The 22,522-nt window shown below is 61.7% G+C and carries 24 protein-coding genes; 16 read left to right on the top strand and 8 right to left on the bottom strand.

Translation table 11 applies throughout. From position 1 onward, the window contains the following. Positions 1-321: 321 nt before the first annotated feature. Positions 322-924 (top strand): SRPBCC family protein, encoded by a 603-nt coding sequence (locus tag ACO1VH_RS11400; RefSeq protein ID WP_486244591.1) that lies wholly within the window; start codon positions 322-324, stop codon positions 922-924. A 49-nt stretch (positions 925-973) separates the two neighbouring features. Beyond that, entirely contained in the window at positions 974-1,198 is a 225-nt protein-coding gene (locus tag ACO1VH_RS11395; protein WP_486244590.1) for a hypothetical protein, read from the top strand. Between the two features lie 109 nt (positions 1,199-1,307). On the opposite strand, the gene ACO1VH_RS11390 is transcribed toward ACO1VH_RS11395, so the two are convergent. Together ACO1VH_RS11390 and ACO1VH_RS11385 are read right to left on the bottom strand one after the other, a co-directional pair. Then, the gene (locus ACO1VH_RS11390) at positions 1,308-1,964 is read right to left on the bottom strand and encodes a DUF4254 domain-containing protein (RefSeq protein WP_486244589.1); all 657 of its coding nucleotides are present in this window, start codon (positions 1,962-1,964) and stop codon (positions 1,308-1,310) included. A gap of 200 nt (positions 1,965-2,164) precedes the next feature. Beyond that, complete coding sequence (locus ACO1VH_RS11385) at positions 2,165-2,707, bottom strand: DUF421 domain-containing protein (protein WP_486244588.1); 543 nt, start codon at positions 2,705-2,707, stop codon at positions 2,165-2,167. Between the two features lie 304 nt (positions 2,708-3,011). On the opposite strand from ACO1VH_RS11385, the gene ACO1VH_RS11380 reads away from it, so the two are divergent. Both ACO1VH_RS11380 and ACO1VH_RS11375 read left to right on the top strand, forming a co-directional pair. Beyond that, positions 3,012-3,341: a hypothetical protein gene (locus tag ACO1VH_RS11380; RefSeq protein WP_486244587.1), complete on the top strand. Its 330-nt coding sequence runs from the start codon at positions 3,012-3,014 to the stop codon at positions 3,339-3,341. Between the two features lie 111 nt (positions 3,342-3,452). Then, positions 3,453-4,190: an MlaC/ttg2D family ABC transporter substrate-binding protein gene (locus ACO1VH_RS11375; protein ID WP_486244586.1), complete on the top strand. Its 738-nt coding sequence runs from the start codon at positions 3,453-3,455 to the stop codon at positions 4,188-4,190. 88 nt (positions 4,191-4,278) lie between these two features. Here the strand turns inward: ACO1VH_RS11375 and ACO1VH_RS11370 are convergent, their stop codons facing one another. Beyond that, complete coding sequence (locus ACO1VH_RS11370; protein WP_486244585.1) at positions 4,279-4,893, bottom strand: hypothetical protein; 615 nt, start codon at positions 4,891-4,893, stop codon at positions 4,279-4,281. A 425-nt stretch (positions 4,894-5,318) separates the two neighbouring features. Here ACO1VH_RS11370 and ACO1VH_RS11365 point away from each other — a divergent pair, with 425 nt between their 5' ends. From ACO1VH_RS11365 to ACO1VH_RS11320, 10 genes are all read left to right on the top strand, one after another. Beyond that, positions 5,319-6,320 carry a Bug family tripartite tricarboxylate transporter substrate binding protein gene (locus ACO1VH_RS11365; RefSeq protein WP_486244584.1) on the top strand — a complete coding sequence of 334 codons (1,002 nt, stop codon included), beginning with the start codon at positions 5,319-5,321 and terminating at the stop codon, positions 6,318-6,320. Between the two features lie 10 nt (positions 6,321-6,330). Next, positions 6,331-6,846: a tripartite tricarboxylate transporter TctB family protein gene (locus ACO1VH_RS11360; RefSeq protein ID WP_486244583.1), complete on the top strand. Its 516-nt coding sequence runs from the start codon at positions 6,331-6,333 to the stop codon at positions 6,844-6,846. A gap of 56 nt (positions 6,847-6,902) precedes the next feature. Next, positions 6,903-8,411 (top strand): tripartite tricarboxylate transporter permease, encoded by a 1,509-nt coding sequence (locus ACO1VH_RS11355; protein ID WP_486244582.1) that lies wholly within the window; start codon positions 6,903-6,905, stop codon positions 8,409-8,411. A gap of 8 nt (positions 8,412-8,419) precedes the next feature. Next, on the top strand, positions 8,420-10,078 hold the full coding sequence (mdcA, locus tag ACO1VH_RS11350) for a malonate decarboxylase subunit alpha (RefSeq protein WP_486244652.1): 1,659 nt from the start codon (positions 8,420-8,422) through the stop codon (positions 10,076-10,078). 10 nt (positions 10,079-10,088) lie between these two features. After that, the gene (mdcC, locus tag ACO1VH_RS11345) at positions 10,089-10,403 is read left to right on the top strand and encodes a malonate decarboxylase acyl carrier protein (RefSeq protein WP_486244581.1); all 315 of its coding nucleotides are present in this window, start codon (positions 10,089-10,091) and stop codon (positions 10,401-10,403) included. Then, positions 10,400-11,344: a biotin-independent malonate decarboxylase subunit beta gene (locus ACO1VH_RS11340; RefSeq protein WP_486244580.1), complete on the top strand. Its 945-nt coding sequence runs from the start codon at positions 10,400-10,402 to the stop codon at positions 11,342-11,344. The genes mdcC and ACO1VH_RS11340 overlap by 4 nt, the downstream gene beginning before the upstream one ends. Next, positions 11,337-12,050 carry a biotin-independent malonate decarboxylase subunit gamma gene (locus tag ACO1VH_RS11335; protein ID WP_486244579.1) on the top strand — a complete coding sequence of 238 codons (714 nt, stop codon included), beginning with the start codon at positions 11,337-11,339 and terminating at the stop codon, positions 12,048-12,050. Before ACO1VH_RS11340 ends, ACO1VH_RS11335 begins: the two co-directional genes overlap by 8 nt. 194 nt (positions 12,051-12,244) lie before the next feature. Beyond that, positions 12,245-13,084: a triphosphoribosyl-dephospho-CoA synthase MdcB gene (gene mdcB / locus ACO1VH_RS11330; RefSeq protein ID WP_486244651.1), complete on the top strand. Its 840-nt coding sequence runs from the start codon at positions 12,245-12,247 to the stop codon at positions 13,082-13,084. Beyond that, complete coding sequence (locus ACO1VH_RS11325) at positions 13,066-14,010, top strand: ACP S-malonyltransferase (RefSeq protein WP_486244578.1); 945 nt, start codon at positions 13,066-13,068, stop codon at positions 14,008-14,010. The genes mdcB and ACO1VH_RS11325 overlap by 19 nt, the downstream gene beginning before the upstream one ends. Positions 14,011-14,053: 43 nt before the next feature. Then, the gene (locus tag ACO1VH_RS11320; RefSeq protein WP_486244577.1) at positions 14,054-14,812 is read left to right on the top strand and encodes a GntR family transcriptional regulator; all 759 of its coding nucleotides are present in this window, start codon (positions 14,054-14,056) and stop codon (positions 14,810-14,812) included. Positions 14,813-14,867: 55 nt separating this feature from the next. Here ACO1VH_RS11320 and ACO1VH_RS11315 read toward each other — a convergent pair whose 3' ends face one another. The 3 genes from ACO1VH_RS11315 to ACO1VH_RS11305 all read right to left on the bottom strand — a co-directional run bounded on the left by ACO1VH_RS11315 (position 14,868) and on the right by ACO1VH_RS11305 (position 18,702). Beyond that, positions 14,868-16,241 (bottom strand): MFS transporter, encoded by a 1,374-nt coding sequence (locus tag ACO1VH_RS11315; protein WP_486244576.1) that lies wholly within the window; start codon positions 16,239-16,241, stop codon positions 14,868-14,870. 414 nt (positions 16,242-16,655) lie between these two features. Then, positions 16,656-17,933 (bottom strand): iron-containing alcohol dehydrogenase, encoded by a 1,278-nt coding sequence (locus tag ACO1VH_RS11310; protein ID WP_486244575.1) that lies wholly within the window; start codon positions 17,931-17,933, stop codon positions 16,656-16,658. After that, entirely contained in the window at positions 17,920-18,702 is a 783-nt protein-coding gene (locus ACO1VH_RS11305; protein WP_486244574.1) for an alpha/beta fold hydrolase, read from the bottom strand. Before ACO1VH_RS11305 ends, ACO1VH_RS11310 begins: the two co-directional genes overlap by 14 nt. Positions 18,703-18,826: 124 nt before the next feature. On the opposite strand from ACO1VH_RS11305, the gene ACO1VH_RS11300 reads away from it, so the two are divergent. After that, positions 18,827-19,564: a GntR family transcriptional regulator gene (locus ACO1VH_RS11300; RefSeq protein WP_486244573.1), complete on the top strand. Its 738-nt coding sequence runs from the start codon at positions 18,827-18,829 to the stop codon at positions 19,562-19,564. A gap of 57 nt (positions 19,565-19,621) precedes the next feature. Here the strand turns inward: ACO1VH_RS11300 and ACO1VH_RS11295 are convergent, their stop codons facing one another. Continuing rightward, on the bottom strand, positions 19,622-20,440 hold the full coding sequence (locus ACO1VH_RS11295; protein ID WP_486244572.1) for a sterol desaturase family protein: 819 nt from the start codon (positions 20,438-20,440) through the stop codon (positions 19,622-19,624). 184 nt (positions 20,441-20,624) lie between these two features. Between ACO1VH_RS11295 and ACO1VH_RS11290 the strand changes: the two genes are divergently transcribed. Continuing rightward, complete coding sequence (locus ACO1VH_RS11290; protein ID WP_486244650.1) at positions 20,625-21,164, top strand: cysteine dioxygenase family protein; 540 nt, start codon at positions 20,625-20,627, stop codon at positions 21,162-21,164. A 278-nt stretch (positions 21,165-21,442) separates the two neighbouring features. Here ACO1VH_RS11290 and ACO1VH_RS11285 read toward each other — a convergent pair whose 3' ends face one another. After that, positions 21,443-22,462 carry an ROK family protein gene (locus ACO1VH_RS11285; protein WP_486244571.1) on the bottom strand — a complete coding sequence of 340 codons (1,020 nt, stop codon included), beginning with the start codon at positions 22,460-22,462 and terminating at the stop codon, positions 21,443-21,445. Between the last annotated feature and the right edge of the window lie 60 nt (positions 22,463-22,522).

Here is a 22,522-nt window from a genome sequence, read left to right as displayed (position 1 = left end):
TTCCGCGATGCGGCTATGGACGGTGTCGGCAGGCGAATCATGCACATTTAGCTGTTGTGCCCAGCTCGACTATTGGGGGGCTGCCAAAACAAGGGCTTACGCTTCGGCGTAAGCCTTTTTGTTTCAGAGTATGCATCAGCCCGCTGTGCCTAGCTGGCAAGCTCTTCCGCTTTCTGTAAATCCTTCGATTTTTCGTTCAGCTGCAAACGCAGCCTGCCTCCAAAGATTCCCTCTTCGTTCGCTATCACACCGACATATTTTCTCCATGCCTTAGGCTAACTCTCAGGTTAACCATGAGTACACGGCACGAAGGAGATGACGATGAGGATCGAACACACGATTGATGTGGCGGCGCCAGCCGGCAGCGCATTTTCGCAATGGTTGCAATACGACAGGTATCCGTTGTTCATGGAAAACGTCCATGAGGTCAGGAAAACAGCTCGCGACCGCCTGCACTGGCGCGCGCGACGCCACGGTGCCGAGAAGGAATGGGATTCACAGATCACCATCAACGAGCCCGACATGAAGCTGGCGTGGCGTGACGTTGGAGAAGCCGGTAACGACGGAACGATCGTTGTCAGCAAGGTCGACGATGCACATTGCCGGATTCAGATGACCATGCATGCCGAAGCGCAACGCCAGCCGCAGGAAGAGGAAGAACTGAGCCGGCGCGTGCAAACGGACTTGCAGCGATTCAAGGTCATGATGGAGCAGGGCAGCGAGAAGTGCTATCCCGATGACGAGCCGATGCAGAACAAGGAAGAAGTCGAAGCCGAGCGGGGCAAGAATATGCCGGCATCCGGCGTACTGACGAATACGCCAGGTTCGCCGAAGGTGCCGACGCAGGAGGAAATGGCGGCAAGTCCGGATGCGGATGGGCAGGATAATCGCATCGGCCTGAAGCAGCCGGCAAAAGGAAAGTGATCGTGCCGGAATGCAAACCGGGAATGAACGGAACGCGGAAGGAGACGAGATGAGCGAGCGAAAAATACCCGAGTCGAATACCGATCGCATGGTGCAGCAAAACCGTGCTCCTGTCGCGCAACCTGAGCGCGCCGGTACCGGGCCGGAAAGCCAGACCTATCAGCAGCGTACCGGTGTCCATGTAGCGAATGATCCGGCAAACAAGCCGGTTGGCAAGGCGGAGAAGACCGGCGAGAGCAAGCAAATCCTGCCTCCTGCCGATACGGAGAAATGACGGCGCGTTGACTCAGGTTTGCGATGGTCCTGGTCGAGGTGAGCAGCGCTTGCCGGCGGTAAGGCCGCCTGCCGGATCGATCAATGCCCTTTCGCGCTGCCCTGCATCGTCAGGCCTCGGCGGTAACTGATTGCCGGTACAGGGAAGGGGTGAGTGCCGGGTCGTTGTACATCTTGAGCTGCCGGTAGACCTTGAAGTACGCTGTCCCTTGCATTGCTTCTGACAGCAGACGGTCGAGGCAGAACGCCAGGTCGCTGCGCTGGGTGGCGAGGCGTTGGCATTTCAGGCGACAGGTTTCGATATGCAATGCATTGACGTCGGTGCGTTCCGTCTGCTGACGCATATGAAAAGTCTTCAATGCGAGGATGGAAAGTCGATCGATCATCGAGCCGGCCGTCTCACTGTTCAGACGTGCGTCGGCTGCGGTCGGCGTGCCGCGTAATTCCGCCAGGATCGATTCGTCCAAGGCTTCAACGGCGTCGTTGCGTTTCTGGTTGTAGCGGTTGATGGCGCGTTTGGCATCGGCGATCTCTTCGTCGCCGACGTCGGTACGGCGGGCCTTGTCCTCTTCATCCCACAATAATGCGTTGTAATGGTGATTGGCTTCTACCCAGTACCAAACGCCGGTGGGTACGATATCGTGGCGATGATGTCTTTCTCCAATCAGCATGAGTTCGTGCAGCCGCATCACCGACAGGCCATTCAGCCGTTGCAATCTGCCGCCTTCATCGTATGAGGACGGCAGTCCGTTCGAAAATCGCGTCATGCGAATTTCCTCCAGTAGATATTGGAAACAGATAAGTGAAACCTGAATGCGAAATGGTGCAATCAACCGGAGGATAGAAAGGACGTCGAAACGGTACTATCGGACGCGCTGCCGATGATATGTCAGAGAATGTGTCTTGCGTGAAATGAGGTACAGAATGAAGTTGTGATAGGCAACGGCGATCATTTCTCCGGTGTTTGTCAGGCGCCCGGAGGCATGGTCGACGTGCCGCCTTGGGAACTGCTCTGTTTGTCACCCTCTTTGCGAATCACCGTGATCTGTCCGTCTGGTTCGAGATAGGCACGTTTGACTTGCAAGATGTCCTCGATCTCATGCTGACGCAGCATTTCATTCAGTTCGTCGGTGGTGATCAGCTGGCGGTGCAATGCATGCCGTTGAGGTATGCCGTCCTTGACGAGGCAGACTGGACGCGGCACGACAAAGCGATGGATGGGTGCGTAGTGGAAGCTGAGGAAGTTCAGCACCGCATTCCAGAAAATGATCGTGCCGATCAGAACGGCGCCGTCAATCACGGAGCGGTATTCACCCGACATCCCGTTCTGTGCTGCATCCGCGATGATGACGATGACAAGCAGATCCGAAACGCTGAGCGAACCGGCGTCGCGTCGCACGAAGAAGCGGAACAGGCAGAACAGGAAGAAATAGATCAGCGTACCTCGGATCATCAGCTCGAACGGAGACACTGTAAACGTGAAGATTTCTGACCATTGGATTTCCGGCATGGTTTCCTCTCTTCCGACTCTTCATGTTTTCTTGCCAAAAATATTGGAGAGATAAGGGTGGCGCTTGGTTCAACGTGCGTTTTGCTACGAGTAACTTAGAGCAAGCACAAAAGTTTACGGATGAGGCGGTCAGCTCCCTGATTGGAAGCGATGAATTTCATTACGGTAAAAATCAACACAAGGTGCTTTGTCGTTCCTCTTGATTTCCGACAGCAGTCGACGCCGTCTTCCGACAGATATTCGGGGCGGCATATAGCAAACTGATTCCATCGCAATCTGAAAGAGTTCGAGGAGAACGTTTCCCATGCCGTTCAGCTTCTTCCCTTCACATTGCCGCATTGCATGCATCGCCATATCGCTGGCTGCAGGCTTGTCGGTCTCATGCGCACACGCGGCCGACAAGCCGTATGATCAGAGAAAACAGGAGTGCGCAGAAATCGCCGGCGGCAGGTCGTACGAACTGCAGAACGACGCGATGCGCGAATGCACGCAGGACGGTACCGGGAAGTTGCGCGCGACCGGCGTCGAAGGCGAACAGCATGCGCGCGCCAAGGCGTGCGATGCGCAGGCCAAAAGCGTCGATGTGCAGGACCGGTCCCGTTTCCTGAAGGAGTGCTATGCCGCCAAACGATAATCGACGCGCAGCCGACCGACGCGGAATGTTCCTGTACCGCAAGCCCTTGTGGATCGCGGTAATCGCAGTCGTGGTCGTGCTGATGCTTTTCGCCTACTGGTAGGAGAAGACATGCTGCGACGCATGCTGCTGGCGCTGTGGTCCGTTTCCTTGTTCGTCGTTGCCGTTCCTGCCGTGGCGCAGCAAGGGCAGCAGGAGCAAACAGCGCAGCGAGTTTCAGACGCGCGACAAAACCCCGAAGCGCTGGAAGCACCGGACCAGATGATCCGCCGCGTCACCGACGAGGTGATGGCCGCGGTACGCGAGAATCGCGACATCCAGCGCGGCGACCTGGAGAGCATCCGGCGTCTCGTCGAGCAGAAGATCGTGCCCCACCTGGATTTCACGCGCACGACGTCGCTGGCGACCGGCCCGTACTGGCGACAGGCCACGCCGCAGCAGCGCCAGCAGTTGCAGGACGAATTCCGTGCGCTGCTGATGCATACCTATGCGAGTGCGCTGGCGCAGGTGCGCGACCAGAAGATCAGCTACGATCCGCTGCGTGCCGCGCCGGATGAGACCGACGTCGTCGTCAGCGCACATGCGACCAATTCGCGCGGTGAGCCGGTCGATTTCGGTTATCGGCTGATCAGGCACGATGATGGCTGGAAGGTCTACGACGTCAACGTACTGGGCGTATGGATGGTGCAGGCGTACCGGCAAAGCTTTGCCGAACAAATTCGCCAGTCCGGTATCGATGGTTTGATCAAGGCACTGGCGGAAAAAAACCGCGCGTTGGCGTCGAAGACCGCGCAGCCGGACCAGGGCAAGTTTGCCGCACCAGTGGCGGCACCGTCACCTTCCCGCTAGTCGTAAAAAAACTGCCCGACATTGCGGGCGGCTTCTCTCCTGTTTCTTCACTTCCGCGCGTTGCCGGCGCGGCTCGGCAAAGGCCGTCTCAGCCGGCATCCCCGCCACTGACGAAATTCCGTTCGCCGCGCAGATAGTGCGCCAGCCATTGCAACAGGGCAATGGCGTCGCCGAATTCCATAAAACCTTGCGTATTGCTGTCGCCGAAAAGCGGCCTGCCGTTCAGGCTCTTGTCGATGATCAGGTCGTCGAAACTGGCGGCCGGCATGTAGCCGTCATTGATGTCGAAGATATTGGCATTCTGGATGGCATCGACGACATGACCGAGAAACTGGATCTCGGGAATGCGGATTTCGGCCATCTGATGCTCTCGCAGGAACAGCCCCACGGCCAGCAGCGCATTGCTGACGACCACGCGCAGATAGCTGATCTTCTGCTGCGGGTTTTCCCGCAGCGTGCGGATCGAACCCTGGAAATCCAGTTCGGTGCCGGGTTCGGCATATTCCATCGCGATATTGCCGCCGGAACCGGTGCGCAGCGTCGTGCGCTTGCGGCGCAGCAGCAGGCTTTCTCCGGCATGCCGCTCGAAATCGCCGTCTATCGGTTGCAGGATCATCGCGGCAGCCACGGGGAGCACGCGCAATTGTTCCTCGATCAGATAACTTGCCAGCAGAGAAGCTTTTTCGCCATTTGCCTTGCTCATGCCTGTCTCCTTGAGAGGTGGGTAAAACAAGATGACTGCCGCAACGACACTCTAGCACTGCGACAACTGGCGGAGAAGAAGGTTGCGGGCGCTCGGAATCCGCGTTGGCATGCGAGGCCATGTTCGCTCGATCTATGCCCACCTTTGGCACGGCGTGGAGCCGGCTTCGGACTGGATGGCGCTCAGCTTCTGCCTGAATTTCCACTGTGTTTCCGGCTGGTGTGGCTGCGGTCCATTCCGGTAGCGAATGCGGTTGCCGGCATTCGTTATCAGGCGATGACTCATCAAAAAACAGCCGAAATAAAAATATTCGAAGTTGATTGACACAACTAATATATTAGTGGATTATAACAACGGGCGCGGAGATCGCCCCATGTCGCGCTGCCGGGAAAGCGGACGCGGCTCACTACAAAGGAGACAATTCCATGTTTACACGCAGACACGCCGCCAGTGCGTGCGCCGCCTTCGCGGTCACCATGCTGGCATCCAGCGCCGCGCTCGCCTGGGAACCAACCAAAGCGGTCGAAATGACACTGCCTTCTGGCAGCGGCAGCGGCACCGATCAGATGGCACGGCTGATTTCCAGCATCGTCGTCAAATACAAGCTGTCGCCCAAGCCTTATGTGGTGATGCCGAAAGGTGGAGCGGGCGGTGCCGAAGGCTTCATCGACGTCAAGATGAGCAATGGCGACCCGAACAAGATCCTGCTGTCGGCCTCGCACATGTACATGCTGCCGCTGACGGCCAACATCCCGTTCAGCTGGAAGGACATGACGCCGGTGGCGAACCTGGCAATGGACGAGTTCGTGCTGTGGGTCAACGCGGAATCGCCTTACAAGACGGTTGGCGAATTCCTGGCTGCGGCGAAGAAGGAGCCGGGCAAGATCAGCTTCGGCGGCGCCGGCTCGCGTCGCGAAGACAACCTGGTCGTCGCGTCGATCGAGCGCGCGGCTGGCGTCAAGTTCAACTACATCCCCTACAAGGGCGGCGGCGACGTCGCCACGCAGTTGGTCGGCAAGCATATCGACGCCAGCGTGAACAATCCGGTGGAGGCAGTCTCGCAATGGCGTGCAGGGCAGCTGCGCCCGCTGTGCGTATTCGACGACGAGCCGATGAAGCAGACCACGCTGCTGACGAAGACGGAATCGTGGTCCAGCATTCCAACCTGCAAGTCGCAGGGGCTGGACGTCACCTACCTGATGCTGCGCAGCGTGCACATGCCGCTCGGTGTGAAACCGGATCAGGTGGCCTTCTATGTGGATCAGATGAAGAAGGTCGTGGCGACGCAGGAATGGAAGGATTATCTGCAGCGCAATGCGCTGAAGGAAAAATTCCTGACTGGCGACGCCTTCCAGAAATTCCTGGAGCAGGATGCCAAGCTGCACCACGAATTGCTGGACAAGGCGGGCTTCATCGAGAAGCGTTGAGGAGACGGCAATGAACGAGCAGAACGAAGAAAGGGGGGCGGTGCTCGTCAAGCGCGCCGCCGCCGAACTGGCCTGCGCATTGCTGTTCTTCGCAATCGGCGGGGTCGTCATCTGGAGCAGCCTGGAGATCGGTTCCGGATGGGGGCCGCGCGGCCCGCAATCCGGTTATTTCCCGCTGCGTATCGGCATCATCCTGTGCGTCGCGGCGCTTGGCGTCGCGGTGGAGGCATGGCGCACGAATCGCGACGCGGATGACGCGGAGCCGTTCGTCACACGGGAACAGCTGAAACCGGTACTGCAGGTCCTGCTGCCGATCGTACTGTTCGTCGTGGCGACCGACTACCTCGGTATCTACGTGGCGGCCTTTGGGCTGATCGCCGGCTTCATGCGCAAGCTCGGCCATTACGGCTGGTTGCGTTGTGTGCTGGTGGCGGGCTCGGTGACGGCTGTGACGTTCTGGCTGTTCGAAATCCAGTTCCTGGTTCCATTGGCGAAAGGCCCGATCGAGGCCGCGCTGGGCTACTGAACCCGACGTAACGACTTAAAGACCGATATGCGGCGCATGCCGCAAAGGAGACATTCGTGGAAGAAATCGGTTATCTGATGCACGGGTTCTCGGTGGCGCTCACCATGAACCACATCCTGCTGATGTTTGTCGGCGTGGTCCTGGGCATTCTGATCGGCGTGCTGCCGGGCCTGGGCGGTCCGAACGGTGTGGCGATCCTGCTGCCGTTGACGTTTTCGATGACGCCGACCGCCGGCATCATCCTGCTGTCCTGCCTGTACTGGGGCGCGCTGTTCGGCGGTGCAATTACCTCCATCCTGTTCAACATTCCGGGCGAACCGTGGTCGGTGGCGACCACCTTCGACGGTTATCCGATGGCACAGAAAGGGCATGCCGGGGAGGCATTGACGACGGCGTTTTCCGGCTCGTTCGTCGGCGCATTCTTTTCGGTGATCCTGATCACCTTTCTCGCGCCGATGGTGGCGAAGTTCGCGCTGCAGTTCGGCCCGCCGGAATTCTTCGCGGTCTATCTGCTGACGTTCTGCAGCTTCGTCGGCATGAGCAAGGGCTCGCCGTTCAAGACGCTGATCGTGATGATGCTCGGCTTCGCGCTGGCCACCGTCGGCATGGATACGATCACCGGCGGCCTGCGTCTGACGTTCGGCATGTCCGACCTGCTGCGCGGCGTCGATTTCCTGATCGTCGTCATCGGCCTGTTCGGCATAGGTGAAATCCTGCTGACGATGGAAGAAGGGCTGGCCTTCCGCGGCAAATCCGCCGGTATCAATCTGAAGGTGGTGCTGCAAACCTGGATGCAGTTGCCGCGCTACTGGGCCACGCTGATCCGCAGCTTCGTCGTTGGCGCGTGGCTGGGCGTGACGCCGGGCGGTGCGACGGCGGCATCGTTCATGGGCTATGGCATCGCGCAACGCTTTTCGAAGGAAAAGGAGAAGTTCGGCAAGGGCAGCATGGAAGGCGTGCTGGCGCCGGAAACCGCTGCGCACGCATCCGGCACGATGGCGTTGCTGCCGATGCTGGCGCTTGGCATTCCGGGTTCGGCCACTGCAGCCGTGCTGCTCGGCGGCCTGATGGTATGGGGTTTGCAGCCGGGACCGATGCTGTTCACTGATCAGGCCGATTTCGTCTGGGGTTTGATTGCCAGTATGTATCTCGGCAATATCGCCGGCCTGATTGTCGTGCTGTCGACGGTGCCGCTGTTCGCTGCCATCCTGCGCATTCCGTTTTCGATCGTCGCGCCGGTCATCATCCTGCTGTGCGCGATCGGCGCGTATGCGGTACACAGCGCGATGTTCGACGTCTGGCTGATGGTCGCCTTCGGCGTGCTCGGCTACGTGTTGAAGAAGCTCGACTATCCGCTTGCGCCGATGATCCTGGCGATGGTGCTGGGCGACCGTGCCGAGGATGCATTCCGCCAGACGATGATGCTGTCGCACGGCGGCATGAGCATTCTGTGGTCCAACTATCTGGTCGGCACCATCAGCACGCTGGCGTTGCTCACGCTGTTCTGGCCGATCATCTCGCGCATCCTGCCGAAGCGTAAAGCGATCGTCGAGGTGACGGCATGAAGCGGGACATGAATCATGGCGAAGGCGTGCACTGGGATACGCTGAAGCGCAACACGGCGGCGCGCCTGCAGCGCGGCGCACCGTATGCGAACGGCAAGCTGGTGGACAAGGATGCGCTGCTGCCGCTGCTGCGCGCGGTGATCGAATCGGGGGACCGCATCTGCGTCGAGGGCAACAACCAGAAGCATGCGGATTTTCTGTCGCAGGAACTGGCGAAGCTGGACCCGACTGTCGTGCGCGACCTGCACATCGTGCAGTCGAACATCGCGCTGGCGTCGCAGCTCGACGTATTCGAGCGCGGCATCGCGTCCAAACTGGACTTCTGCTATTCGGGCGAACAGGGCGTGCGGCTGGCGCGGCTGATCAAGGCGGGTCGTGTCAGCATCGGCGGCATCCATACCTACCTCGAACTGTACGGCCGCTACTTCATGGACCTGACGCCGCGCGTGACATTGATCGCCGCGCAGAGCGCCGACCATCACGGCAACCTGTACACCGGTCCCAACACCGAGGACACACCGGCCTCGGCCGAGGCGACCGCCTTCAAGAACGGCATCCTGATCGCGCAGGTCAACGAGATCGTCGACGAAGTGCCGCGCATCGACGTGCCGGCCGGCTGGGTTTCCTACGTCGTGCAGGCGCCGAAGCCGCATTACATCGAACCGATCTTCACACGCGATCCGGCGCAGATCAGCGAGACGCAGATTCTGATGGCGATGATGGTCATCAAGGGTCTGTACATGCCATACGAGGTGAATCGTCTCAATCACGGCATCGGCTTCGACACTGCCGCCATCGAGCTGGTCCTGCCGACTTATGCCGAATCGCTGGGCCTGCGCGGCAAGATTTGCAGCTACATGACGGTCAACCCGTGCCCGACATTGATTCCCGCAATCGAATCCGGCTTCGTGCGCGGCATCCACTGCGCCGGCTCCGAACTCGGCATGGAGGATTACCTGCGCGCGCGGCCCGACGTCTTCTTCGACGGGCCGGACGGCAGCATGCGCTCGAACCGCGTGTTCTGCCAGATCGCCGGCCACTACGCCGATCTCTTTATCGGCTCGACCTTGCAGATCGATACGCAGGGCAACAGTTCGACGGCGACGCTGAACCGCATCGCCGGCTTCGGCGGCGCGCCCAACTTCGGTTCCGAATCGCGCGCGCGGCGGCACGCCAGCCATGCTTGGCTGAAGGCCGGGCGCGAAGCGGCGGAAGCGACCGGCGCGACGATGCCGCGCGGCCGCAAGCTGGTGGTGCAGATGGTGGAAACCTTCCGCGACAAGATGCAGCCGACCTTCACCGAAAAGCTCGATGCCTGGCAACTGCAGCAGGAACTGTCGCTCGAACTGCCGCCGGTGATGGTCTATGGCGACGACGTCACGCATCTCGTCACCGAGGAAGGTATCGCGCACCTGCACCGCTGCGCCAATCCGGCCGAGCGCGAACAGGCGGTACGCGGCGTGGCCGGCTTCACGCCGGTCGGCCTCGGGCGCGATCGTGAAAAGGTCGCCGAGCTGCGCATGCGCGGCATCGTGCAGTTGCCGGAAGACCTCGGCATCGACGTTTCGATGGCCACGCGCGATCTGCTCGCCGCGCGGTCGATGAAGGATCTGGTCCGCTGGTCGGACGGCCTGTATGCGCCGCCGAGCAGGTTCCGCAACTGGTGAGGATAGTCGCATGCAGACATTGAATTTCGAACTCGGCCCGTTCGCCGGCAAGCACGGTGCGATACAGACCGGCATCGTCGGTGTGGTGGGCTCGGGCAACCTGGAAGTACTGTTCGAACCGCAGCAGCTGGACGGCAAGGTGCGCTTCGTCATCAGCACCTCGGTGCACGGCTTCGATGAAACCTGGGAGGCGGTAGTCGGCGCGTTTGCCGAACGCTATCGTCTCGGCGACGTCGTCGTTACGATCAACGACGCGGGTGCGACGCCGGCCGTCGTTAGCCTGCGCCTGATGCAGGCAGTCGAGGAATGCGGAGGCCGGGCATGAGCGCTTGCATGGATGTACGCGACGGCGCGGTGCGAGCCCCGGCCGGCAGCTATCTGGAACGCACGGCACGACAGCGTATTGCAGCATTGCTCGACGCCGGCAGTTTCCGCGAAATCATGCCGCCGTCGGAGCGCCGCGTCAGTCCGCATCTGCCGATGCTGGGTCAGCCGGTCGCTTTGGATGATGGTGTCGTCATCGGCGAGGGCCTTCTCGGCAATGCACCGATATTGATTGCTGCGCAGGAGCCCGCTTTCATGGGTGGCTCGGTCGGCGAAGTGCATGGCGCCAAGATTGTCGGCCTGTTGCAGCGCGCCGCACAAAGTGTGGCAGACAAGCATCCAGCAGGGGTATTGCTGCTGCTCGATACCGGCGGCGTGCGCCTGCACGAAGCCAATGCGGGGCTGACCGCCATCTCTGAAATCCAGCGTGCCGTATTCGATACGCGTGCGGCCGGCGTGCCGGTCATCGTGTTGATCGGTGGTGGCAATGGTTGCTACGGCGGCCTTGGCATCGTTTCCAAGTGCTGTGATTACGTGATCATTTCGGAAGAGGGGCGGCTCGCCGTTTCCGGTCCGGAAGTGATCGAGGCCGCGCACGGCGTCGAGGAATTCGATGCACGCGACCGCGCGCTGGTGTGGCGCACGATGGGCGGCAAGCACCGTTACATCATGGGCGATGCCGACGACATCGTGCCCGACGACGTGGCAGCATTCCGCAGCGCCGCTCAGCGCCGGCTTGGCCATCCGCGCCCGCTGTCGCTGGAAGCGGTGGAGCAGGAACACGCGCTGCTGCAGCAGCGTCTGCAGCGTTACGCAGACTGTCGCGATGCGACGCAGATCTGGCAGGCACGTGGCATCGCCGAGCCGCAACGGGTGCCGCTGATGGATATCGATACCTTTACCGGCATTGCCGACGCAGCGCGGGAGAACAATCATGCTTGACTGGAAAACCCTGTGCGACCGCCTGTTCCCCGGCGGCCATGACGTGAGGCTGGAAGACGGCGTGCTGCACGGCAGTGGCAACATCGGCGGTCGTACTGTCGCCGTCGTCGGCACCACCGATCATGCTGCCATCGGTGCACAGCTGGCGATGAAGCTGGCCGCGCGCGTGCTCACCGTCGTGCGTGAACATCCGGGCCGGCCCATCCTCGCGCTGGTCGATACGCAGGGGCAGCAACTGTCGCGCTTCGACGAACTGATCGGCAACAACGCCTGCCTTGCACACTTGGCAAAATGCTTCGCTGTCGCGCGCCAGCGCGGGCATCGCTTGATCAGCGTCGTCTACAGCGAAGCGGTCAGCGGCGGCTTCCTCGCGCTCGGCATGCTGGCCGACGAAACCTATGCGGTCGAAGATGCGCAGATCCGCGTGATGGCGCTGCCGGCGATGTCGCGTGTGACCAAGCTGCCGCTGGAAGAGTTGGAAGAACTGTGCCGCACGACGTCCATTCTCGGCCCCGGTGTCGCCAACTTCGTTGCGCTCGGCTGCGTGGAAGACATCTGGCGCGAACCGCTGGACGTCTGTCTCGATGCGGCGCTGAAGCGTCCGGCCGGTGGCGTGGACCGGCGCGCTGAACTGGGTACGCAGCGCGGCGGCCGTACCGCCGCATACGACGTGACCGAGCGTGTGCGCACTGCGGAACCTGCATGACGAATACGCCACCGCTTTCGCCTATCTCGCGTCGCCATGCGCACGCCTGGCTGGATACGGCGCGCGTCGCGGCATTGCCGGATATGGACTGGACTGCCATTCATCACATACAGCGTGGACTGCCGGAGGCGGTCGCGGACAGCGGCGTGCCCCGCATCGCCTGCGCATTGCGTACACGGAACGCGTGGAAAGGCATGGTGCGTCGTTCGCGCGAGATCAGCATGCTGGCGCTGCGCGCGCTGCACGACGAGCTGTGCCTGTATCCAAAGCCCGGCCTCGTCAGCAAGATCGACACCGGCAGCCATGACGACATGGATGCCGCCACCTTCGTGCGCAGCCTGTTTTCGTTGCGCCGCTATTTCGCGACGATCTATCTGGCCGGCGCCGCCGGCGCATCGTTCGATCGTCTGCGCGCACTCGGCATCGATGCCGAACGGCGCATGCTGTGCGCGACCGCCGGCGTCAATACACATCGCGGCGCGATTTTCAATCTCGGCATCCTGTGTGCGGCGGCCGGTCGCTGGGAGCAGGGCGGCGGTGCCGGCAGTCTGTCTGCGACCGTCGTTTGCCAGTGGTCGGACGACATCAAGCGCATGGACAGTCTCGCCGACGATGCTTCGCACGGCAGCTGCGCCTGTCGCCGCTATGCGGTAGGTGGTGCGCGCGGCGAAGCGGCGATGGGTTTTCCGCACGTGTTCGATGTCGGCCTGCCGGCGTTACGTCATGCGCGCGAACACGGTGCCAGCGAACGAGCGGCACGCATGCAGGCATTCTTTGCGATCCTCGCCGTGCTGGACGATACCAACCTGCTGCATCGCGGCCATGCACCGGGGCTTGCCTATGCGCATCGCGCGGCGCGCGAATTCCTGGCCGCCGGCGGTGTCTTGCGCGAGAACTGGGTGGTGCGCGCGCGTGCGATTCATGATGCCTTCGTCAGAAGAAGACTGAGTCCGGGCGGCAGTGCCGATCTGCTGGCGGCGACGCTGCTGGTCGACCGTATTTTGTCGGGGGATGGATGGCAGCGCTGGCGATAGTCTGCCCGGGCCAAGGGGCGCAGCATCCGGCGATGTTCGATCTGGCGCTGCAGTCGGCTACTGCGGCAGAATGGCTGGATGCGTATTCGACGGCAGCGGGCATCGACGTCGTCGCGCTGGCGCGTAGCGGTAATGATCGTGGCGATGACCTGTTCTCCAATCGTAACGGACAATTGCTGGTGTGCGCCGCGGCGGTCGCGAACTGGGTGGCACTGTCGCCCATGGTGCCGCAGCCCTTGCTGTTCGCCGGCTACAGCGCCGGCGAGATGGCGGCCTATGGCTGTGCAGGCGCGTGGACGGCGGCAGGGCTTGCGCATATCGTGTCGCAGCGTGCCGAATGCATGGATGCTGTTGCGCCGCCTGACGGCGGCCTGATGGCCGTCAAGGGCTTGCGCCGTGACGAAACTGTCGCGCTGTGCAGGGAATATCGACTGGCCGAGGCGATCGTCGTCGCCGACGATCACATGATTCTCGGCGGCAGGCGCGGCGATCTCGGCCAGGCGGCACAGGCATTGGAACGACAGGGCGTCTGGCATCAACTTCTGGACGTGGCGGTGCCGTCGCATACGCCATTGATGCGCGATGCGGTTGCGCCTTTCCGCGCCGCCGTGCTGGCGTCGCCGCTGCGAGTGCCGGATGTCGCCGTACTGGCCGGCGTCGACGGTTGTCCGACGTCGACGGCTGCCGCCATTGCCGATACGCTGGCGGCGCAACTGGCGCAGCCGGTGGATTGGCTGGCCTGCATGCAGAATGTTGTCGAACGCGGCGCAAATGTGGTGCTGGAAGTCGGCGCAGGCAAGAATCTGGCGAAGATGTTTGCCGAATACGATGAAGCCGAAAAGGTCGGCGGCATCGAAAGCCGTTCCTGCGACGATTTCCGGTCGCTGGAAGGCATTGCCGCCTGGATCAATGCGCGCTGTGCATAAAGAAAACAAAAGAAGCAAAGGAAAGGAGCAGTTCGAACGCAGCATGGAGGCCCTGACGGATTTTTTCGCACCGCTACGCCGCAAGCGATTGCCGGCAATGGATGCGCAGGCATCGACGACGACGCTGCCGGTTGCCGCCGGTCTGCAGGAGAGTGCATCGGAACGCGCCTATCGTCGACTGGAAGAAGCCATCGTGACGATGGAGCTGCAGCCCGGTTCGGTCGTCAGCGAAGCCTACCTGAGTGAACTGAGCGGACTCGGACGCGGACCGGTACGCGAGGCGGTGCGGCGACTGGCGGTGGAACATCTGCTGGTCGTACGGCCGAAGAAAGGCATCCGCATCACCGACATCGATGCGTTCGCACAATTGCGTTTGCTGGAGGTACGGCAGGAACTGGAACGCCTGGCCTTCTGCAGCGCTGCGCGTCGCACAACCGATGAGCAGCGTGCGCGTTTCGCCGCGCTTGCCGCGGATTTCCGCAAGGCCGCCGACGCCGGAGACGAACTGCTGTTCATCCGTACCGACAAACTGTTCAACGATCTGTCGCGCCGTTGCGCGCGCAATGAATTCACCGAAGGCAGCCTGCTGTTGATTCAGGGTTTGTCGCGCCGTTTCTGGTTCTGCTATTTTCGCCAGTTCGACATGCTGCGCACCAGCGCCCGTCATCACGCCGATGTGGCCGAGGCGATCGCATCGGGCGATGCGATCGCGACTGCCGAGGCTATCGACTGCCTGTCGGCCGGCGCCTGCGATTTCGCGCGCCGCGTGGGCGAACACGAAAGTCGGCGCAAGCTCGGCTGACGTTCCTGTTTGCGCTGCCCGCATCGTTCGGATACGGGCAGCCATGCATCGGAAATCAGAACGACACTTCCTCCAGCGACTTGCCCTTAGTTTCCACACCCATCACGATGACGACCAATGCCGCTGCCGCGAACGACAGTGCGCCCAGCGTGAACACGCCGCTGTGACCGGTGACCGGCAGGATCACGCCGACTGCGAACGGGCCGAGCAGCGAGCCGAAACGGCCGACGGACGATGCGAAGCCGGAGCCGGTGGCACGCGAACGCGTCGGATACAGTTCCGGCGTGTATGCATACAGCACCGACCACATGCCGAACAGGAAGAACTGCATGCACAGGCCGGCACCGATCAACTGAGCGACCGGCGCCTGCGCCGTGGCGACGTGGCCGTAGACATAAGCTGAAACCGCGCTGCCGACCAGCATCAGCACGCAGGTGCCCTTGCGGCCCCACACTTCCAGCAGCCATGCCGAGAAGATGAAGCCTGGAATGCCGGCCAGCGAAATGTAGATCGTGTAGGTGACGGACTTCGTCACTTCGTAGCCGGCCTGCTGCAGCAATGCGCCCAGCCACGTCGTCAGTCCGTAGTAGCCGAGCAGCGCGAAGAACCACAGCGCCCACAGCATCACGGTGCGCTTTGCGTACGCGCCTCGCCACAGTTCGGCGAACAGCGCGCGGCGGTCTGCCGGTTGGGGCGGCGTGCCGATACCGGCAGCCGGCAACGGCGCACCGCTGGCAGCCATGACGTGACGTTCGATGCCTGCGGTGACGGCATCGGCCTGCTCGACGCGGCCCATGCTTTCCAGCCAGCGCGGCGATTCGGGCACGAAGCGCCGTACGATGAAGACGAACACGGCCGGTATCGCGAGCGCGATGAAGATGCCGCGCCAGCCGATGTGCGGCAGTGCGACCCAGGCGACGATGCCGGCGGCGATGAAGCCGAGCGGCCAGAAGCCTTCAAGCACGGCGACGTAACGGCCGCGGCTTTTTGCCGGCACGATTTCCGACACCATCGACAGGCCGATCGGAAATTCCATGCCCATGCCGAAGCCGAGCAGCACGCGGAAGATCATCAACTGCTCGACGTTTTGCGCAAAGCCGCACAGCAGGCTGCCGACGCCCCAGAACACCATGCTCCACTGGAATACCGGCTTGCGGCCGAACCTGTCGGCCAGCATGCCGGCAATCGCCGCACCGAAGAACATGCCGACAAAGCTGGAGGAAGCGAGCATGCCGGCCTGCGCGGTCGACAGACCGAACTCGGTCTTGATCGAGCCGAGCACGAAGGTCATGATGCCGAGGTCCATCGAATCGAAAAACCAGGCGGTGGCAATGATGGAAAAAAGCCAGCGCTGATAACTCGTCATCGGCAGCCGTTCCAGCCGCGCGGCGACGTTTGCATGGCGCATGGCCATGTTGGGTGCGTTCATTTCCTGTCTCCTTTTGGTCGCCGGTTCAGTCATGCTGTTGCCGGCTTGCGTCTCGTTTTGTCCCGTTTCTTGTGGGTACTGCAGGCGAGGTGGTGGTCCACCTTCAACTAATATATTACATGAACACAAAAAGTATTCATTAATATTTTTCAATGGTTGTACGTCGAATCGGCACGTCCGCTAGGCCATTTCGACCATTCGCCCGCCGGGTTTAATGCCGGCGAAATTCGTGTTGCACGGCGACATCGCGCAATGTTGCTTTATGCCGACTTCGCGTCTGCCTCGTGCCTGCATAAGCGCTTTGCATCTTCTTGCGCCGTCGTTTTTCACGACAGCGCTTTACGCTTCGGCTTTCTATGCTTTGTCTTTCAACTTGCACGCTTGCAGCCGTGCAATGTCGTCCGCCAATTCTTCTCAAGCCCGTTTCTTTTCCGGTTCCGCACGGGATTGTTGGTCGGCGGCCAGCGTGCCGTCCCATGCGCGCTGCACGATGCCGGCGTAGGTGGCCGCCACATCCGGTACCGGGAATGCCTTGGCCAGCCGCGTGACGGCCAACGCGTCTTCCGTCAGGCGCGGCAGTTCTTCGCGGGCAATGCCGAAATCCTTCAGGTTGGCCGGGATGCCGAGCTGTGCGACCAGATCGCGCATGACGGCCGGCAACAGCAGCACGGCGCGGTGTTCATCCGGCTCGTCGATGCCGAATAGACGGGCAACGTCCAGCATTTCGGCCGTGCGCGTCTCGCGCAATGCATCCAGCACATAGGGCAGCATCACGGCATTGGTCGTGCCGTGCGTCTTGTGCGTCAGGCCAGCCACTGCGTAGGCGATGCCGTGCACCGCGTTCAGGCCGGCGCTGCCGTAAGAGAGCGCGGCGTAGTGGCTGGCGTAGGTCATGCCGACGCGTGCTTCCTGGTCGCTGCCGTCGTGGTAGCAGCGCAGCAGGTGGCGTGCGCACAGCGCGATTGCTTCGCGCGCGAACAGCATCGTCAGCGACGAGCGGCCGCTGTAGCCGGGATCGGGATTGCCGTCGCGCGCGAAGTCAAACGAATCCAGCGTGAGGTAGGACTCGACTGCATGCGTCAGCGCATCGACGCCGGAATCGGCGGTCACGCGCGGCGGGCAGGTGTAGGTGTATTCGGGATCGATCAATGCAATCGCCGGGCGCAGTGCGTTGTCCATCACGGCGATCTTGGTGGCGTTTTCCGGATCGATCAGGATCGCGCCGGGCGTGGCTTCGGAGCCGGTGCCGGCGGTAGTCGGCAGCGCGATCAGCGGCAGTGCGAGCGGCGCAGCCGGCATCGCGCCCTTGAATTCGTCGACCGGCCGTCCTTCGGGCAGGGTCACGCACATTGCCTTGGCGAGATCGATGTTGCTGCCGCCGCCGAGCGCGATCACATGGTCGGCGCGGCGGCCGCCGAGACGCGCGCGCACATCGCGTGTGGCGTCGTCGCATAGTGTGGTGGTCGGGTCCGGCAGGCCGCCGTCGAAGACGACGGTCTCGATGCCGAGTGCGGCGGCGGCTTCCGTGTATTCGCGCACCCACGGCGTCTGTCCGCTGAAGAAGGCGTCGGTGACGAGCACGCCGAGGCGATAGCCGAGCCGGGCCAGCAGGGCGGGCAACTGGCGGCGGCTGCCGCAGCCGATGACGACGCGGGCGGGCGGACAGAAATGAATCTGGTCATGCATTCTCATGGGGTGCTCCTGTGAGTTGATGTTGCGAGAGAAAGGTATGGATTTCGGTGGCGACGCGTTCGGTGTGTTCTGCAAGCAGCGCATGCCGGCCGCCATCGATGCGGACCAGGCGCGCATTCGGCAGGCCGTCGGCCAGCAGGCCTGCATGCGCATACGGCGAATCCTCGTCGTCGGTGCCATGCAGCACGAGTACGGGAACGTCGACGGAGGCCAGCAGTGCGCGCTGGTCGGTGTCGCGTATCGCCTGCCAGGTCCAGGCGACGGCGTTGCGGTCGGCCGGTTCGCGCAGGCCGAGCCGCTGTTCGCGTGTGGCGATTTCCTGTAGCAGCGCACCGTCGTTGTCTTCGCTGCCATTGCTGTCGCCGCGTCCGAACCATTGCACCTGTTGCAGTACCGGGCTGCCGGACATCAGGATCAACGCAGCCGGCAGCGGCCGGCCGGCGCGGCGCAGCATGTCGAAGGTCGCCAGTGCGACCGATGTGCCCATGCTCCAGCCGGCCAGCACGAAGCGCGGCGCGTAGACGTGGGTCGCGATGACGTCGCAGACGTCTCCGGCAAACTTTTCCAGCGTGTAGTCCCGCACACCTTGGCCGCGCCATGCATCGGCACGACCGCGCAGATTGGGCAGGACCCAGTGCATGCCGGCCATGTCTGGTGATAGCGGCGGCAGCACCTTCTGCCAGCTGGCGCGGGTGCCCTGTATGCCGTGCAGCGCGACGAGATCGATTGCGCTGCCGTTTGTGCCCGCAAAGGCGACGTCATGTTTCATGTTGCTGCTCCTCGATGAAAAAGATGCGCCATATTTGAGATATACATTTAAAATTCAATCGTTCGTCCATATCTGCGATACGGATACATCAGTCATATACCCAACACATAGATCCATTTCCTACATGGCCACGTCTAAAAAAACCGTTGCGAAAAAAACGACGCAGAAACCATCCGTAAAGAAAACAACTCCCGCACGCGGCGCAGCCGGCCATCGTGCAGCCAAGCCGAAGCTGACCGATCTCGCATACGAACAGCTGGAAGAAGCGATCATCACGCTGCGTATTCCGCCCGGTTCCGTGATCTCCGAACTGACGCTGAGCGAAATGCTGGACATCGGCCGCACGCCGATCCGCGAAGCCATCCAGCGGCTGGCGCGCGAGCATCTGCTGCTGGTGTTGCCGCAGCGCGGCCTGCTGGTGCCGGAAATCGATCTGAAGAAGCAACTGAAGCTGCTGGAAACGCGGCGCGAGGTCGAGCGCCTGATCTGCCGCAGCGCCGCACGCCGTGCGACTCTGGAGGAGAGGGCGATCTTTTCGCGTCTGCACGACGAATTCATGCTGGCCTCGAAAACCAATGACGATGTGACGTTCATGCGTTCCGATCGCGAGTTCAATGAAATGACGTTGCTGTCCGCCCGCAACGAATTCGCGGAAGGCGCGATGCGATTGATGCACGGGTTGTCGCGCCGCTTCTGGTATTTCCACTACAAGCAGGCGGCCGATCTGCCGGAGATGGCGCGCCTGCATGCGAACGTGGCCGGTGCGATTGCGAAGGGGGATGTCGAGGGCGCCGGCAAGGCGCTGGACAGCCTGCTCGACAACATCGAATCCTTCGCCAAGGCGACGCTCACTCTGGACTAAACCGGTTGACGGAAAAAAAACGGCCGACGGTGCGATGCATCGTCGGCCGTTTTTTTGTTACAGGACGAGGCCGCGATTCAGCGTTTCGTCCTCTTCCTGAGTCAGTTCCGGCCCGTCCAGCGTCACGCGCGAATCGTCGTTGCGGAAACGCTGGATGATCGGCTTCAGTTCTTCCTTCACATGCTTTTCGCTGTAGCCGTTAAACAGATGGCCGACCAGTCCGCGATCGAGGTCGGTAGTGCCCATCGCCCAGTCGGCGATCGGGAAGGTGAGGTTCATGTTGTACTTCATCATGATGCCGAGATTGTGATGCGCGGTGTGGTGGCGGCGGATCGTGTTGATGAAGGGGATGTTGCGCACGAACCAGTTGTCATGCACGTGGCAGCAGTAATGGAAGGTCTCGTAGATCAGGTACTGCGCAACCATCGTGATGAACAGGATGTAGCCGGCGTTGGTATTGATGACCACGGACGCGATGTAGCCCAGCGTCAGGCCGCCGACACCCAGCGTGGCCAGCACGCGCCACGGAAAGAAAACAATACGGAATTCGCGCGTGGAATCGATCGTCACCTCGTTGTCGGTGAAGTACTGATGATGCTGGCGTGTGTGGCGCTCGTAGATCGCGCGCAGGGCGAAGACGTCGATGCGGCGATGCATGACGTAGCGGTGCATTGCCCATTCGACAAAGTTGCCGGCGATGAAGACCGGCAGCACGACCAGCCATTCCCAGCGTGCATTCTCCAGTTGGGTCAGGCAATACCAGATGGCGGCGATGCCGACGCCGTACATGACGGTAATGTGCAGCAGGCCGTTGTAAAGGGGGCTGATGTCAGCCTTGTATTGTTCGCGGAATTTCCGCTGGCGTTCGCTCATCATGATGGATCTCCTCGAATGGGTGGCGATGACTGTGTATGACTGATATATTAGTGGTATGTATTTGTGGTGTCAAGCTGTCATATCAGTGCGAAAGGAGGCGGAAATGGGTCTGGAGGGATTGCAGCTGACGATCGCCGGTTTCGAGGCGTTGCTGGCGGAAAACGCGACCGAAAAAGCGGGCGAAATGAAGGCCGGAACCGGCGCGGATGAGGAGCGTGTGTTGCGTGAAGGCAGCGTCCTGCTGCGCGAACTGGTGGCAGGCGACGATTGGCTGCCGCCTCAATACGCCCGGCCCGATGCGCAGTTCTATCGACAATATCTGCTGCACGTCGATGCGGCTGAGCGCTTTTCCATCGTCAGTTTCGTCTGGGGACCGGGCCAGAAGACGCCGGTGCACGACCATACGGTATGGGGATTGATCGGCATGCTGCGCGGCGCGGAACGCAGCGAGCGCTATGCGCCGGCTGTCGTTCCGGCCGCCGCAAATGAAGGCGGCGCGGCGATGCGCAGTCTGGGCGAGACGGTATTGCGTCCGGGCGACGTGGAGATGCTGTCACCGGCCGCCGGCGACATCCATCGTGTTTCCAACCTGTACGACGATCGCGTCTCGATCAGCATCCATGTCTATGGCGGCGACATCGGCAAGATACGCCGCCACGTCTACGATCCGGCGACTGGGGAGATGCGCGAATTCGTGTCCGGCTATGCGAATGCGCAGTGCTGACGCCTAAAAAATCGTATGGAAAGAATCGCGTGGACGGATGAGATGGCGGCCACGCCATGGCGGCGCAAGTGAAGGTGGGGGAGAAATCAACACGGATACAACCTGTCCGTGCATGCCGCAAGACAGACGATTAAAGATTGTCTGGCTTGCGACAAGATGCGTGCAGTTTCGCGGGCATGTGCATATGGTTTCGACGATCATCGAAGTGCGAAGCGATGCGGCTTGCTGCATGACATCGCCAGAACATCGTCATACCGTCCACACGCCTGCGGTAATCGTCAATCCTCGTCCTTGCCTTGCAGCAGCGCGCGCTGCCAGGGACGTTGCGTACGCCAGTGTTCGTACCAGTCTTCCGGCATGACCTGATACAAGGCACCGATGTCGGCCACCAGCGAATCCAGTCCGGGTTCGTGCAGCGATACGCCGGATGTCAGCGCCGGCAGATGCGAACACAGTTCGTTGCGCACCAGCGGTTCCAGCCAGTCGCCGTGGTAATGCCAGATGGCGCCGCCGATGGCGAATTTGGCGATATCGAGCGTGGCCGTCACGTTGTAAAGCGCGCGGCCGAACCAGCGCGCGGCGTCGGCGACTGCGGCACGCGCCTGTTGGTCGCCGTCGCGCGCCGCGTTGAACAGTTCTTCGGGGGAACGCCGGTAGCGTATTTCCAGATTCTGGCCGGATGCCAGCGCTTCGGTATCGCCGAAATTGCCGCAGCCGCATTGCGCGTCGGATTGATCGGTCAGCAGCATGTGGCCGGCGTGGCCCGCATTGCCGTTCTTGCCGTGCAGCGGCCTGCCGTCCACGCACAGGCCGAAGCCGATGCCGGTGCTCCACGTCACGTAAGCGCAATTGTCTTCGCCTTGCAGCCGGCCGAAGGCTCGTTCGGCGGACAGTGCGGCAACGCAATCGTTGCAGATGCGCACGTCGGCAAATTGCCCGCGCAACACTTCCTCCAGCGGCACGGAGGTCCAGTCGTTCGGCAGCTCGCCGCGTTTGCCGAGGCCGCCGCAGATATTCGGCGTGACCAGCTCGATCATGCCGTGCCGGCGAACGAACGGTCCGCAGGAACTGACGCCGATATGATCGAGTTCGTCGAACTGCATGCCGGCGCGGCGGCATGCGTCGCGCAGCAGGGCGATCGCCTGTTCCGCCGGCGCGCGGTTGGTGCCGGTCTTGGCGGTCGGCGCAGTCACGCGCGCCAGCGGGCCGTTGCGGTCGGCGACAGTGGCCGCCATCTTGGTGCCGCCGATGTCGAGCCCGCCGATGCGGGCCGGTGATGCGGAATCGTGTCGAGGCATCTGCTGTTCCTGTTCAATGCATGGGCTTACCCATACTGACCATTGTGCCTCAACAAAGTT

The sequence above is a fragment of the Oxalicibacterium sp. genome, from assembly GCF_057353965.1.
Note: the sequence above shows the minus strand (reverse complement) of the source record. Positions and strands in the feature narration are given on the sequence as shown.